Origin of the sequence: Flavobacterium gelatinilyticum (assembly GCF_027111295.1) — a bacterium.
In the GTDB taxonomy this organism is placed as follows: Bacteria; Bacteroidota; Bacteroidia; order Flavobacteriales; family Flavobacteriaceae; genus Flavobacterium; species Flavobacterium gelatinilyticum.
Genome location: NZ_CP114287.1, coordinates 852,944 through 867,314, shown reverse-complemented (window position 1 = coordinate 867,314; position 14,371 = coordinate 852,944). Strand labels below are relative to the sequence as shown.

Here is a 14,371-nt window from a genome sequence, read left to right as displayed (position 1 = left end):
CGCGCGATCGGGTTCTAAAAGATAATTATTTTAAACGTACTTCTCAATATAAACCATATGTTTACGGGTGGGGGGATAACGTGTAAATATTTCAATAATTATTAAGGATAGTAATTTTTATATCTCACCATCATATAACTATAATAAAGAATAACATGAGTACATCAATTAAATACAATAACTATCTTGGCAACGAGATAAGTTATTCACAAGTAAATAATCTTCAAGAATATTTTAAAGTTTATTTAGAAAATAATTTGCCCTTTAAAAAAGAACGATATCAAAATGGATTATTGGTCAATACTTCTTTTTATGTTACTTCTCAATCACAAATAGATACTATTTTGTTGACAAACCCTGGAGTTTCATTTGAATATGAGCATTTAGTTAATGGCCATAAGGTTAAAGACTATTTAAGTTATAATAATAGCATATTGGCATATAAAAGAATTTTAGTATATAATTCAATTGGAGAAACTATTTGCTATTGTAGATATAAATTAGAAGGAAATGTTTTTATTCCAGAGGAAACAGAAAAATACTATTATGAGAATGGAGAACTTAAATATAAATTTGACTATATCAATAATGATGGAACTTTATATATGATATATGATGAGGTAGATTATCAATCTGATATTTATCCAGAAGATATAGGAAATTCAGATAAGACTGATTTCACATGGACTGGTTTCGAATATTATCAAAATGCTGAACCAATAATTCCGTTATAATATTATATAGAATGGCTAAATTTTAGATAATACTCAAAAAAAAAAAGAGACTTTAAGAAAAAGCCTCTTTCCAAAATCAATATATTTTTAAAAATAATTACTTACCAATCAACTTCTCAAGCTTAACCATCATTTCCTCTTTCTCCTTTAACATCCTTTCATACAAAGCGATCTTTTCTTCATGAAGCTTTAAAATTTCTTGCAATGGATTAACATTATAAGTACCACCAGAATTACCGATGAATGCTTCGTCATGAAAAGTATTAGAAATAATATTGATCGCTTGCTCTTCATCAAAATTCTGAAAAGCCTCAACAGGAATTTTCAATACAGCTGAGATTTGTTTCAGCAGATTATCTTCGATTACGTCTTTCTGCTCCAGCATCGAAATTTTCTTTTGGTTCCAGTCTTCGCCCAAATCATAAGCCAATGCTTCCTGCTTTATGTTAAGCATTTCTCTAAAACGTTTTACGTTTCTTCCCTGATGTATTTTCTGTTCCATAATTAATATCAATTTTCTAAAAGCTCAAAAATAAAGCCGTATAGTTTAAAAATCCTGAGTTTCAAAGATAGAAAAATATACTCTAAAAACGCATCTATTTTTGTAGGATAATATATCTGTTTTTAGAATAGTTTATCTTTTCGAAAGAGTAGAATTTCGCTTCTGAATTTTAAACCTACTTACTATGAAAAAGAATGATGTATCCTTCGAAACCGGATTTTGGGCAGGGTTTGACTCAGGAAATCCGTTTAAGGCAATTGATGCTTTTTTTGCCTTTGCGCGTCTTGATTATTATAAACAGAATTTAAACGAAGCGGTAATTTACAGCTGTAAAACAAAAGTCTGCAAACAGCACAATCCATCGGATGTTTTTGTGTTGTATTCTGCTTTTAGGTTTTTTCTTAAAGTTGGATATTGTCTGCAAAAGAAAAGCAAAAAATGGAAAGTTAAAGCTTCTTTACGTTCCGAAACGGTTTTTCATTTTTCATCCTTGACAAACGATGAATACGAGAATCCTTTTATTGTATTTCAAAAAGCATTTGAGGAAAAAACTCTCGAAGATTTTGAATTATTTCTATACCAAACTCTTGAGTTTTCATTGTCTCCGCATACAGGAGATCCTTATTCTGACCTCACGACGTGTTATCTGTATTTTATCAAAATGCTCGATGCAGCTGAATTTATAAGAGAAAGAAGTGTAGAAAAAATCAGGAGAACGATTCACATTGTTTCAGTAACGGAATAAACTGCTGATCAAAGAGTTTATCGGTATCTTTCTGCGAATGTCTCCTGACTTCTGATTCATAATAATTATGCAGTTACAAAGAGGTCAGGGAGCTTCTTTTTGGTAGTTTAGTGCATCTTTAAAATGAATATTTACTGGTTACTATTCAGGCTTTGCCTTAATTTGATCTTTGTGTTGTTTAATCCGAAAACTAAACCAGCACTTTCAAACTTTTTGGCAGTATGCTTACGTTAATTTTGTTGGTTTTTATAGCATGAATTTCTCCATCTATCTGGGTATTTATAAAAATCTTTTCGGGTATTTTTATTTTTACATTTTTAACAGCGTAATGTTCAGCCTTTTTAAATTTCTCAATAGAACGTCCCAGAACATACGTGCCCAAAAGCATTTTTTCTAAAAATGAAAGTTCAGGAATAACAACCATGTCAAGTAAACCGTCGCTGAGGCTGGCTTTTGGCGTAAGGCTCATTTTATATCCCATTTCGTTCGAATTTGAGATAAACAGCATAAAGGGATTCACGTTAATTTCTTTTCCGTCAAAAGAAATACTGGCAGGTGCCGCTTCGTATTGAAAACTGGCAGAAAGGGCAGCTTTAATATAAGAGGAAAGCTTTCTGTTACCTGAATTTTCATATTTCTGTATAATTAAAGCATCAATACCAACGCCTGTATTACTAAAAAAATAATGTTCGTTGATTTTCCCCACATCAATGCAATCTGTTTTTCCGTTTTTGATAATATCAATTGCCCTTTTTATTTTTCGCGGAATATTTAAGTTTGATGCCAGTCCATTTCCGGATCCTACGGGTAAAATTCCTAATACAATATCAGTGCCTACCATACAGGATGCCACTTCGTTAATCGTGCCGTCGCCTCCGCAGGCAATAATATAATCAGGTTTTTGTTTTATGGCTTTTTCGGTAAGTTCTATGGCATGCTTTTTAGAGTTGGTGTAATCTGCCTCAATCAGGTATTTATCAGAAGGAAAATGCTTCAGAAGATACGATTGTGAAAGATTGTGTTTTCCGCTGCCCGATATTGGGTTTATTATAAAATGTATATATATCATGATCTACTTCAAAAGTTTGTTGGTAAAAAGGTAATCTGCAGTCTGGTACCACGAAATAGTTTCTTCCAGAAATTCATTGTCCATAGGAAGCGGTTTTAGGCTGTTGTCTTTTTTATCCCAGGAATAAAAAGCCTGCTTTTTCTGATCAGAAAGAATCATCACTTTTTCATTTTTCATGAGTACCAGTTTGCGGTATGTTCCCATAAATGCTCTTTGTTCAAAATTCGGGTCGAGTACATTTTTTCCAAAAAAATCAGATTCGTAATTCCAGTTAAAAATAGAGAACAGGGTAGGCCACAAATCAATCTGCGAACATTGTTTTGCAATTTTCTGATTATAGCTTTCAGGAAGGTTTACAATAAAGGCGGGAATGTGGTAATTGGCTACATCAATTTCGTCTTTTCCTGCGCTGCTGGCACAGTGGTCTGCAATGATCACAAAAACCGTATTTTTAAACCACGGTTTTAAAGCCGCTTTCCTGAACAACTCGCTGAGAGCAAAATCGGTATATTTTACGGCGCCTTCACGACCTGTTCCTGATGGAATATCAATTTTGCCCGAAGGATAAGTATAAGGCCTGTGGTTGGATGTGGTCATGACAAAATTAAAGAAAGGTTTATTGTCCTTATGATGCTGGTCTGCCGTTTTAAGCATTTTGTCAAAAATATCCCCGTCGCAGGTTCCCCAAGCATTTTCAAAAGTAATTTCGCTGTCCTCAATATTGTGACGAACGGTTTTTATCTTATCACTCAGCACACTGCCGCGTCCGCGGTCGTAGATTGTAAAACCGTTGCCTCCGAAATAAGCATTCATATTATCAAAATAACCGTCTCCTCCGTAGAAAAAGTTACAGTGATAGTTTTTCTCATTAAATACATTTGAGATTGTATAGAGATTTTGGTTCTCAGGACGTTTTACAATGGATTGTCCCGGAGTAGGCGGAATGGATAATGTTACGGCCTCCATGCCTCTTACCGTACGGGTTCCCGTAGCATAAAGGTTTTCAAAAAATATACTTTTCTGAGCCAGACTATCCAAAAAAGGCGTAATGTTTTCTTTGTTTCCAAACTCTTTAAGAAAACTGGCACTGAGGCTTTCAACAAGTATAAAAACGACATTTTTGCGTTCTGCAGAGCCAATACTGTCCGTTATTTTTCGATGGATGGAATATCCGGGACCAGTATACACCGTTTGTGAATCGGTCAGTTTCGATTTAATAATTCCAAATGCTTTATCATTATCTATCGAGGTGTAGAAATCAGTAAATTTCATCTGGTTGTTTCTAAAAGCTGCAAAAAAGGAATAGATTCCTGATTTGGAAATTTCAGAATTATATCGGTTGGGAGACCATTCGGCCTGATAATTATAAACTTTAAAACCAAAGGAAACCGCAATTGAAGCAGCAACGGCCAGAGCTGTAATGCGTGTTTTTAATCTTGCTTTAGAGTTGAAAGCATTTGCGAATGCTTCTCTTTTATAAAATACAAAAAGAAAAAAGAATGTTAATACCAGAACTCCTCCAATTAATAACGGAAGCGGATAGGACTCTTCTATATTGGCCACAACTTCATGTGTGTAGATTAAATAATCTACGGCAATGAAGTTAAAACGGGTTTTAAATTCATCCCAAAATGTAAGTTCGGCAAAAAATGTAAAAACAAGTATAAAAATGCCAAGAAAGGTAAAGAAATATATAATGATTTTATCTGCAATAGAGCCAATCCACCTGTCAGGCATTAAAGAGTAGTAAAGAAATGCAGGAATGAGAAGGAAAGACAGGGTTCCGATATCGAAGAATAACCCTGTAAAGATTGTTCTTAAAAAATCCGGAATATTCCAGGATACCTCGTTGTACTGCCAGATAAAGAAACTAATTCTTAAGATTAGTGAAAGAATAAAAAACCAAATTAAAAAATAGAACAATACAGCGTACCTGCTGCGGGATAACAATAATTTCTGCATAATTTTTTATAAATAATGTATTAGATCTATGTGGTAAAATGATTAAATACAGAATTTTAATTCAAAATTATCATGCAAATATAAGAAAAATCGTATCTTAAAAAAATTAAATCTTATTTGTTTTTCGTAATGCTGACAGGAAGTGAATTTGGGTGAGATTTAAGCGGTGCGGAAGTTAAAAAAGCTATTTCCAGATACTGAAATACAGCCGGAATGAAAATTTTGTGATTGCAGAAGACTTTGCATATACTTCTATCAGCTTGTCTCATTTTACAATAAAATGGTTGCATCTTGTAATTTGCAACCTAATGAAGGACTCATTTTTACTGAAAATTATTTTTGTAAGATAATTTTGGGAATAAATAAACAAATCGTCAACCTTAAAGTTATTTACTATGAAAAAAGTATTTCTAAATTTCTGCCTTTGCAGTCTGCAAAAAAGAAAGCGAAGTAAGAAGTGAAAAAAGGTCTCTTTGATTCTGGATTATATGGACCATTGCAGTCTCATGGTTTGATGAAACATGGAAGTTATCAGATATCACATTAAACTGATAGGCTGCGAACGTAAAATTGTTTAATTAAAAATAAAAATTATGAAAAAGTATTATTTTTTAGCTGCAATCTTTTTTTTCTCAATGGCAGCTTCTGCACAAAACGCCCATTCATTTCTGCTTAATCTCTATGGAGGTTATACCTTTTCTGATAAAGTAGATTTTGACTCGTCATACGCAAGGGTCGAAGATGGTTTTGAGTATGGCGCAGGTCTGGAGTATTTTATTATGAATAATGCGTCTATAGAACTAAAATACAACAGGCTCGATACAAGGATGCCTTTGTATACAAAAGTTCCTTTAACGAATGGAGCCAATATTATTCCTGCAGGAACTCAGATTAATGCAGGAGATGATAAAGGTGCTATAAATTATATATTGGCTGACTATACCTATTATTTTGGTTCAAGTTCTCAAAAAGCGCTTCCGTTTCTTGGGGCAGGGGCGGGTGTGGCAATTCTTGAAACACCAAAAAGCGGCAACGGGACTTATTTTGCCTGGGAAGTAAAAGCGGGTGTTAAAGTAAAAACCAGTTCGCCGTTGTCTATTAACCTAAATGCTTATCTGCAGTCTATGTCGGCCGCTGTTGGATATGATTACTATTGGGATTATTACTGGGGAGCAGTGGCAGTTACGGATTATGCTTCGACATTTCAATTCGGACTTGGAGCTGTCATTAGTTATGATTTCAGCAAATGATAATTGCAAAGTATAATATTTCATTTTTACTTTAAGATATTTTCGAAAAAGCCCGTGAAATCTCTCGGGCTTTTTTTCGAAAATTAAAGCAATTCTTAAAGAAAAATCAGAAGCAACTTTCTCGTTAGTCTTTAAAAATAAAGCTATCTATTGTTTATGTTTTATGGATTGACGGTATTTCATAGGAGTTTGTCCTGTTTCTTTTTTAAAAAGTCTTGAAAAATAAGGAAGGTTTTCAAAACCAAGGGTATGGGCAATTTCAGAAATGGAGGTGCTTTGATCTAACAAGAGTTTTTTTGCTTCGTTTATAATATGAAGGTGAATCAGTTCAAGGGCAGTCTTATCTGTTTCTATCTTTAAGAGGTCACTTAAATATTTGGCAGAAATATTTAGTCTGTAGTTTTATTTGTTGGTTTTACTGAGGTCAAAATTTAAATTGGTATTCAATATAAATCCATTATTATTTTGAAAAACATTTCTGCCTTCTATCTGTCTTCCCAGCTGTACGGTTTGATTGAGGTAACCTCCTTCAATTCTTATATTTTTATTAAACCTGTAACCTAATAGAACTCCAATTCTGTTCTGATCAAAAACGTTCATATTTACATTTTTTCCAAATCCAATAAAAATTTCATCATAAAAAGCTAAATACGGTGTTTTATCTTTAATCTCTTTTCCTTTTAAAGGCACCTGAACCCTGATCATATATCGAATTCTGTTTAATAACGGAAATTCGTCTTCTGATGTCTGATCTATTGAACTATATCTGCCTACAAATCTTTGTTCTAACATGAATCTATGCGAGAGGTCAACGATTCCTTCTCTATGATTCAGCTGCACCATTTCAAAAATTCTATGTTCTGTAAAATCTCTTCCCATTCCATTGAGAGGTATTTCTCCATAAGGATAGGTTTCGATCCAGCCATAACCAGCTCTGAACTGAACTCTTGAATTTAAGTTGTAATTGATACCAACCCGCAGCAGGCTTTGCTGCCATTCGGTAATCATTTCATTTCTTCTCCATTGGTATTCTGTATGTATTCCAAATTTTTCTGAGATTTTAAATGTCCCAAAAAAATTGTACCATCCAATGGTGTTGTTTGTATTAATACGATTATTCTGCGCGATTGCAGCTTGTAAACTGCCGACTAAAAAAATGAAGACCAATAATTTTTTATCCATTCATAATTATTTTAAAAATTCAAGTGTTCCATCTGTCAAATTATAAAATACACCTGCAATTTTTATTTCTCCTTTCTCTTCCATTTCTTTAAGAATTGGGCTTTTTTTACGAATTTGATCCACAGTGTAAATTACGTTATTTTCTGACACAAGTTTAATAAAATTTTCATTTTGGGATGTTTTTTCACCTTTAAAATCCAGGCTCATTGCTGCGGCAGGTTTTATTTTTGAAAGCATGGCGGTAATATTTGTCCAATTTTACATCATCAATTGGACCTTTAATAGCCCGGCAGTGCTGGTGTCCCATTATTAAAACTAGTTTTGCGTCTGAAACTTTACAGGCAAACTCCATAGTATTAAGTAAAATAATCAGCATTAAATTCTATAGCAAAACAAAAAATATGTCTTGCTATAAAATAAAACCCGTCAGCAGCTGTTAGGCAGAGACGGGCTGTCCATAAACATAATCTTCCAAAAAATGTTTATTTTAATTATTAAGAGTTATCGGTTTCCGCGCTAAAATACACTAAATAAATGTACAAAAGGTATCCGCTCCTGTCGTATTACAAGATTTTTAATTTGATTATTCCATTAGCAGTATCCTGAACGGATAAGGTTTCTGTTGAGGAAATTCTAGCTTTTTATTGTAAAATGTTGAAGAATATGTTTTGGGGTTGCAATAATTTTCATGTTGATAGAATCAAACCATTGTACTTCGCTGTTGATTTCGGCACAGCATTCGTTCTTCGAATTGAAAAAAGTACTTTTAAAATTCATTTTATCTTCAATGTTGAACTGGTTCATTTCAACTAAAAAAGGCTCGGTAAACATTAGATTTTTATAACAGATCAATCCATGATTTCCTTGTTGAATACCCAGATTTAGTGTTCTAAGTTTCTCTCTGGAAAGTCCGTTCTCATATAAAAACCGATACAGTAATCGTATGGTATAAGAGACATAAGCGGTGTTTTGCATTACCATAACATCATCTACATCTTCACCTATAACGGTATAATTTTTCCAAATCATAAAAAGCGGGTTAGGTTAGTGGTAAAAAAGAGGCCGGCTAAGTATGAAACCGGCCTCTATTAAAAATGTCCAATGATGTATTTAGAAGACATTTATTTAGTCATTAAAAAGCTGTAATCAATTTTGACTTTATCAGCAATTTTCTTTCTCACCAAACCTGGAATTTCAATGTTGTAATCTTCCGGTTTTGCTTCAAATGAACCATTAATGGTGATCCCATTAGCCGCTTTTGAAATTTTTACTGTAATGGTTACGGGATTTGTTTTGCCGTGAATAGTAAGATCTCCTTTTAGAGTAAAGTTTTTTGGGGTATTGGTAATTTTAGAAATATCAAAATCGATTATTTTTCCTTTTAATGAAGCTTTTGAGAACTTTTCGGATTCCATATAATTTTCATTGAAATGTTCTTCCATCAAAGCCACTTTAAAACGGAAGCCTTTTATAAGTACCAAAGATGCAAAATCTCCTGTTGTTTGATCTAATATTGCAGAAACACTTTTGTTTTCGGCCGCAACTTCTTCATAAGATGGCATAGAAGCCTGAAACTTGATATTTCCGGTTTTTGTTATTAGTTTTTGTGCTGACGTACTGTTTATTCCAATCAAAAGGAACATCATTAAGCAGCTAAAAAATACTTTTTTCATAGCAATTAATTTTCTTTTAATCCGTCTGTGTTCCATTTTACAATCAAATCAATATTGGTCTGAGACATTCTTCCTCCTTGAGGCATAATACCTTGTTGACCCGTTTGGAGCTGTATTCTGCCTAATAAGTTTGCGTTTTCAACGGCAGCTTTTACTTCAGCATACGTTGTCAATGGTCTGAAGCCTGCAGATCTTCCGCTTTGATGACAGCCAATGCAATTAGCGTCGATAATTGATTTTACATTTTTAGTATAGGTTACTGCAGTTGCAGGCTCAGGATTTGGGTCTGGATCTGGTGTTCCTGTTGTTGGCGGTGTTTCGATTTCCTGATAAGTGTCTGAATCACTGCAGCTCGTAAATATTGCCATTAAAATTGTTAGTGCTAATACCTTTTTCATAATTTGTTTTTTTGTGGTTAATTAAAATACTCTGTATAAGTTAAATCCGAAGAAGAAGTCACCTTTGCCCCAGTCTCCAGATGCATTAGTAATGTATCCGCTTTCGCTCATTGATTGTGAATTAGTGAAAATAAGCTGGAAAACGTGTCCGCCAGTTTCTATGTCAAGACCCACTGACAAAGGGTTTTTGTAAAAATCAGGTTTATCAAAATTGTGCATGTACTCTAAGTTTACAGACAATCTTTTAGTGATTTTATAGCGTCCGCCTCCTCCGAAAGAAAACTGATTATCTCTTTCAATTTCAGGATTGTAAAGATTTTTGTGTATAAACGAAGGCACTAATTCAAGTGAGAATTTTTCGCTGAATTTTCTTGAAATCAATACTTGCTGTACGAAAGTCACGCGATGTTTAAATTCTAAACCCGGATATTGATCTTTTTCTAAAAAAGTATTAATATCGGCAACGCTATATCCCACAATATCTACAGGAAAATGATCGTATTGTCTGACCAATCGGTATTTTAAACCTGTTTCATACATTTTGTTTAAAGTATGTCTTGAAAGACTGGCAGAAAGCCAATCTGTAATTCCATAAATACCGCCCAGTTTTGTAGTAGCATTATCCAGACCAAAGAAGCTGTCAAGACCATCTTTTACAGTACCAAAACGATGCGAAACAACAAAGTAAAATTCCTTTTTTGCGGGCATTTTTGTTGTTTGTAAGGTTACCAGCTGCAAGGCTTTAAAAGTTGCTGTAGAGTAATTGGCATCTACCTGCGTAGAATCAAGGCTTTTGAGTAAATCGTCCTGCGAATAAGCCATAGTGGCCATAAAGAAGCAAAAAGGGATTAAGAGTTTTTTCATAAATGGTTAATTGTTTGGATTTTTAATCGTACACTGGTCTAATTTGATTTCCTGAAATAGCTCGTCATAACCAATGCATTTTCCTTTAATGACTGCATTAGAACTTAGGAGATTGTGTTTGGTTTTTTGAGTAAAAAGGCAGAAAACAGTATTTTCAAGTATCATAACAGAATCTGTTTCTTTGGTTACTTTACCTGTTACCTCGATAGTTTTGTTAAGGTATTTTAAATCTGCTTTTTTAGGATCGGAATTGTAATCCTCAATTAGTGCCGCTGCCGTTATGCTGGTTTCCGGATTTTCTGCTGCGATGTTACGGGCTTCTTTAAAAAGAAAACCGTAATACAAATAGATACCTCCCGAAACGATCAGAAGCAAAACGGCAAGGAGTGTGACTGCTTTTTTTCTTTTCATTTTCAATTTTTTTTGATGGGTTTAATAGTAAAACAGGTATCATGCAGATTACCCTACCAAAAAAATGTGATTTTATCAGGAAAAAAATAAAAAAGGATACAAACACTTTTTTATGTTTGTATGGTGCAGTTTATAAAGAAACTCTAAAACTCACATTTGGAGTTCTTTGCAGTGCAAAAGTTTCAACTTCTTCAATAGAATTGGTTAGCGAGCTAATTCGGTAATATTCGCCTATTTCGTTTTTTCGATTTAAGATATTCAAAATAGATAATCCTATTTTGTATTCAATCCCTTTAGCTGTTTCCCATTTGTATGTTGAAGAAAGGTTAACCTGCGAAAAAACATGAAGATTGGTATTGTTAGGTCTGTTGTAAACCAAAACTGGGTCTGAAGGATTTATACTGGAATTGTCTGTAGAGGTTTTAGGCCTTCCGGAAGACCATCTGGTTCCCAAAGCAATTTTGAAATTGTTTTTCTCGTACATTACCGCCCATGAAAGCGTGTGAGATAACTCAAAATTGTTTGGAAATCTTTGAAATTCATAATTAGGAAAATCATAGTTGTTATCATTAAAAGTATAACTCAGCCAGGTCAGAAAGTGATGCAGTTTTTTCTGAATTAGAATTTCTGTTCCTAATACTTCATAATCTCCCGTTGTTCGTACAAATTCTAACTGATTCTGAAAACCCTGACTCGCAGTGATAATGCCGTTTACTCTTTTATAAAAATTCTCGATATCCAAAAGCCAGTCATTCTTTTTGTAGAATAAACTTAAAGACAGCTGTCTGCTTCTCTGAATGGGAACTGTTGTATTATTAGATACAATCCAACGTCTTTTTTCGATTCCGAAATAATCTTTCTGCAAATCGATAATCTGCTGCGAATTTTGGCTTTTGAGTTCTCCTAACAATTCAAGATTGAGGTTTTTGTTGATACCATAATTAAACTGAACCCGCGGTTCAACAATGCATTTTTGAAATTTTTCAATATAATTAATTCGTGCTCCGGCTTTAAAATATAATCTGCTGATCGTATCATTATATTTTCCTTCAAAAATTAAAGCGTGTGTTCTTAGGACATCTTTTACTTTACGATAAAATTCAGGATTGTTTACACGTTCTAAATTGGTAATACCGATTTCATTAAATTGATAACCGTCACTTAGAACAAATTTAGAATTCAGAACATGTTGATTTTCTAAATTGATTCCGTTATTGTTAACGGTATTTTCCTGAATTGCAATCTGATTTCCGATACTGTTTTCCTGATTCCCCAGAAGTTCATAGGAAGAATTGTAAATGTTGATTTTTGTTGTATTAAAGCTGTTCCAGTTTCTTTTCCATGATAAATTACCACCGTAGTTCTGTTGACGTAAATTGCTGTTTTCAGATCTTAAAATATTGTAAACTGTTGCGCTCTGGAAAACTTCCAGATTGTCCTGTATCGTTATCAAATCAAGTATGAGCTGATCTTTGGCTCCTATTTTTTGGAAATATTTGAAAGTAGCATCATAAAAACCAAATTTCTTGTCGCTTCGATAATCGACATTCTGTTTTTGATTGAAGTCAGTAATAGTGGTATTTTGAAATACTTTATTGAAATATTCTTTATAAGTAGGTGTTTCTACAAAATCAGTAATCGATTTTCGGGCAGAGATTTCGATAAAACTCTTTTTAGAAAGATTGTATTTTCCATAAACATCGGCATTGATCATATTGATTCCCGCGCTGAAACTGTTTTTTTCTTCTGTTTGAGGAGTGCTGGAAATAGCAACCACACTCGATACACTTTCGCCAAAAAAAGCAGAACTTCCATTTTTGTAAATCGAAATCGTGTGTGCCAAATTTGGATTAAAGACAGAAATCAAACCGAAAAAATGACCAGTTTGAAACATTCGGATTCCGTTCCATAAAAACAAATTCTGATCATGTGTTCCGCCGCGTACGTTAATGCTTGAAACGCTTTCATCGATGCTGTTTACCCCCGGAATCTGCTGCATGGCTTGCAAAGCATCTGGTTCAATAAGTCCCGGAAGAATACCAAATTTCTTAGGTTTTATTTCAAATGATCCGTCTGTATTTTTAGAAATACCGGAAGCAAGAATAGATCCGGCTTTGATTTCTTTTAATTCTGTAACTTCTGGTTCCAAGAGTAATTTCAGGCAGTTTTTTGAATCAGTATTCCCAATTGAAATTCTTTTGGAACAAAATCCCACATGACTTATTACAAGCGAGTTTTTATCGGTTTTCTCAAATTCAAAATAACCGTCTGAATTAGTTGAAGCATAAATTTTTCCAGCTAAATTGAGATTGGCTCCCTCAATAGGTTTTTTGTCTAATGAAGAAAAAACATATCCGCAGATTATTGGGGTTTTGTCTTTCCTTTTATAGACATTGATGAATTTGTTGTCAATGTTTTCAAATGACAAATCAGTGTTTTGAGAAAGATAGCGGAGTTTTTGTTCCAGAGAAAGTGATTTGTTTGGTGGACTTAATTTTAGTCCTGTCACATTATCTTCGAGATAATTAAAACTTATGTGATGTTGTTGTTCAATATCAATAATAATTTTACTGAAGGGCACAGCTTTTCCTTTCTCTTGTCCCAATAAATTTAGGACATAGAAAAAAATGCAAAACAAAAAACGGTATTGCTTTGGGCGCAGCATTATTTTGCGTCGATAATTATTTTATGGTTCGAGATTTTTTGAATTTTCAAGTTATAGGTTGTACTTAGAATCTGCAATGCAGTATCGAGATTTTCAGCAGGTAATTTTCCTGTAAATAAAGAGGTTGTGTCTTTAGTTTTCAGCTCAATACTAATGTTATACTGTCTTTCAACTTCATCCAAAATAGTTCTGATGTTTTCTTTGTAAAAACTGATCTGATGGTCAATCCATTCCGGTTTTAGCGAATTGGTTTCCATTTGAATTTGATTTCCATTCTGAAAACTTACAGCCTGACCATGGGTCAAAAGAATTTGTTTGTCTGCATAATTCACTTTTACACGCCCTTCATAACAAACAACATCAAACCTGTTTTTTCTAACCTTAACATTAAACTGTGTTCCTAAAACGGTTACTTTTCCCAGTTTGGTTTCTACTTCAAAACGTTTTCCTTTTGCTGCTTTAAAATAAGCTTCTCCTTGTAGTTCGAGATGTCTGTTTTGGTTCCAGTTCCATTTTTTATATTGAATTTCAGAACCGGAGTTTAGAACCACTTCAGAATTATCAGGCAGAGAAAAAGCGTTTTTTTCTGCAAAACCCGCTGTTTCAGTCTGAGGGACCAGCATATTAAAAGCAAGTGTAATTCCGAGAGCCAGAATAAAAATCGCCGCCGCACGGAACAACCCTGTTTTGTATAACGGAATTACTTTTGGAACTTCTTTTTTCTGTTTCAAAATAGAAGCCAGCATAGCATTTTCGTCCAAATCATCCACTGTTAAATGATCTGTATAATTTTTAATTCTTTGATATTTTTCAAAATCTGGACTGGCTTTAAAAGCAGCTAATTCTTCTTCAGTCAAATCATCGTTAAGCCATTTGGCCAGTAAGTGATTCTTTTTCATTGTACCGGTATTATGTT

The 14,371-nt window shown here is 33.7% G+C and carries 17 protein-coding genes; 3 read left to right on the top strand and 14 right to left on the bottom strand.

What is annotated here, in order from left to right; genetic code table 11:
- The first annotated feature begins 155 nt into the window (after positions 1-155).
- On the top strand, positions 156-734 hold the full coding sequence (locus OZP11_RS03695) for a hypothetical protein (protein ID WP_281233873.1): 579 nt from the start codon (positions 156-158) through the stop codon (positions 732-734).
- Positions 735-831: 97 nt separating this feature from the next.
- On the opposite strand, the gene OZP11_RS03690 is transcribed toward OZP11_RS03695, so the two are convergent.
- Positions 832-1,236 carry a helix-turn-helix domain-containing protein gene (locus OZP11_RS03690; protein ID WP_281233872.1) on the bottom strand — a complete coding sequence of 135 codons (405 nt, stop codon included), beginning with the start codon at positions 1,234-1,236 and terminating at the stop codon, positions 832-834.
- 184 nt (positions 1,237-1,420) lie between these two features.
- On the opposite strand from OZP11_RS03690, the gene OZP11_RS03685 reads away from it, so the two are divergent.
- Positions 1,421-1,981, top strand: coding sequence for a hypothetical protein (locus OZP11_RS03685; RefSeq protein WP_281233871.1), 561 nt, complete (start codon positions 1,421-1,423; stop codon positions 1,979-1,981).
- 190 nt (positions 1,982-2,171) lie between these two features.
- On the opposite strand, the gene OZP11_RS03680 is transcribed toward OZP11_RS03685, so the two are convergent.
- Together OZP11_RS03680 and OZP11_RS03675 are read right to left on the bottom strand one after the other, a co-directional pair.
- Positions 2,172-3,050, bottom strand: a complete 879-nt coding sequence (locus OZP11_RS03680) for a diacylglycerol/lipid kinase family protein (protein ID WP_281233870.1) — start codon at positions 3,048-3,050, stop codon at positions 2,172-2,174.
- 3 nt (positions 3,051-3,053) lie between these two features.
- Entirely contained in the window at positions 3,054-5,012 is a 1,959-nt protein-coding gene (locus OZP11_RS03675; RefSeq protein WP_281233869.1) for an LTA synthase family protein, read from the bottom strand.
- Positions 5,013-5,605: 593 nt separating this feature from the next.
- Between OZP11_RS03675 and OZP11_RS03670 the strand changes: the two genes are divergently transcribed.
- Complete coding sequence (locus tag OZP11_RS03670) at positions 5,606-6,262, top strand: outer membrane beta-barrel protein (RefSeq protein WP_281233868.1); 657 nt, start codon at positions 5,606-5,608, stop codon at positions 6,260-6,262.
- A 147-nt stretch (positions 6,263-6,409) separates the two neighbouring features.
- Here OZP11_RS03670 and OZP11_RS03665 read toward each other — a convergent pair whose 3' ends face one another.
- The 11 genes from OZP11_RS03665 to OZP11_RS03620 form a co-directional block, all read right to left on the bottom strand.
- Entirely contained in the window at positions 6,410-6,649 is a 240-nt protein-coding gene (locus tag OZP11_RS03665; protein WP_281235499.1) for a helix-turn-helix domain-containing protein, read from the bottom strand.
- Between the two features lie 15 nt (positions 6,650-6,664).
- On the bottom strand, positions 6,665-7,444 hold the full coding sequence (locus OZP11_RS03660) for a DUF2490 domain-containing protein (protein WP_281233867.1): 780 nt from the start codon (positions 7,442-7,444) through the stop codon (positions 6,665-6,667).
- Between the two features lie 6 nt (positions 7,445-7,450).
- Entirely contained in the window at positions 7,451-7,681 is a 231-nt protein-coding gene (locus tag OZP11_RS03655) for a carbonic anhydrase (RefSeq protein WP_281233866.1), read from the bottom strand.
- On the bottom strand, positions 7,635-7,796 hold the full coding sequence (locus OZP11_RS24925) for a carbonic anhydrase (protein WP_432419659.1): 162 nt from the start codon (positions 7,794-7,796) through the stop codon (positions 7,635-7,637). The genes OZP11_RS03655 and OZP11_RS24925 overlap by 47 nt, the downstream gene beginning before the upstream one ends.
- Positions 7,797-8,077: 281 nt before the next feature.
- Positions 8,078-8,473 (bottom strand): hypothetical protein, encoded by a 396-nt coding sequence (locus OZP11_RS03650; protein ID WP_281233865.1) that lies wholly within the window; start codon positions 8,471-8,473, stop codon positions 8,078-8,080.
- A 92-nt stretch (positions 8,474-8,565) separates the two neighbouring features.
- Positions 8,566-9,117, bottom strand: coding sequence for a YceI family protein (locus OZP11_RS03645; protein ID WP_281233864.1), 552 nt, complete (start codon positions 9,115-9,117; stop codon positions 8,566-8,568).
- Positions 9,118-9,122: 5 nt separating this feature from the next.
- Positions 9,123-9,515 (bottom strand): cytochrome c family protein, encoded by a 393-nt coding sequence (locus OZP11_RS03640; protein WP_281233863.1) that lies wholly within the window; start codon positions 9,513-9,515, stop codon positions 9,123-9,125.
- A gap of 21 nt (positions 9,516-9,536) precedes the next feature.
- On the bottom strand, positions 9,537-10,379 hold the full coding sequence (locus OZP11_RS03635; protein WP_281233862.1) for a DUF5777 family beta-barrel protein: 843 nt from the start codon (positions 10,377-10,379) through the stop codon (positions 9,537-9,539).
- Between the two features lie 6 nt (positions 10,380-10,385).
- Positions 10,386-10,790 (bottom strand): OB-fold protein, encoded by a 405-nt coding sequence (locus tag OZP11_RS03630; RefSeq protein ID WP_281233861.1) that lies wholly within the window; start codon positions 10,788-10,790, stop codon positions 10,386-10,388.
- Between the two features lie 130 nt (positions 10,791-10,920).
- Entirely contained in the window at positions 10,921-13,395 is a 2,475-nt protein-coding gene (locus tag OZP11_RS03625) for a TonB-dependent receptor (RefSeq protein WP_281233860.1), read from the bottom strand.
- Between the two features lie 59 nt (positions 13,396-13,454).
- On the bottom strand, positions 13,455-14,354 hold the full coding sequence (locus tag OZP11_RS03620) for a FecR family protein (protein ID WP_281233859.1): 900 nt from the start codon (positions 14,352-14,354) through the stop codon (positions 13,455-13,457).
- Positions 14,355-14,371 lie beyond the last annotated feature (17 nt).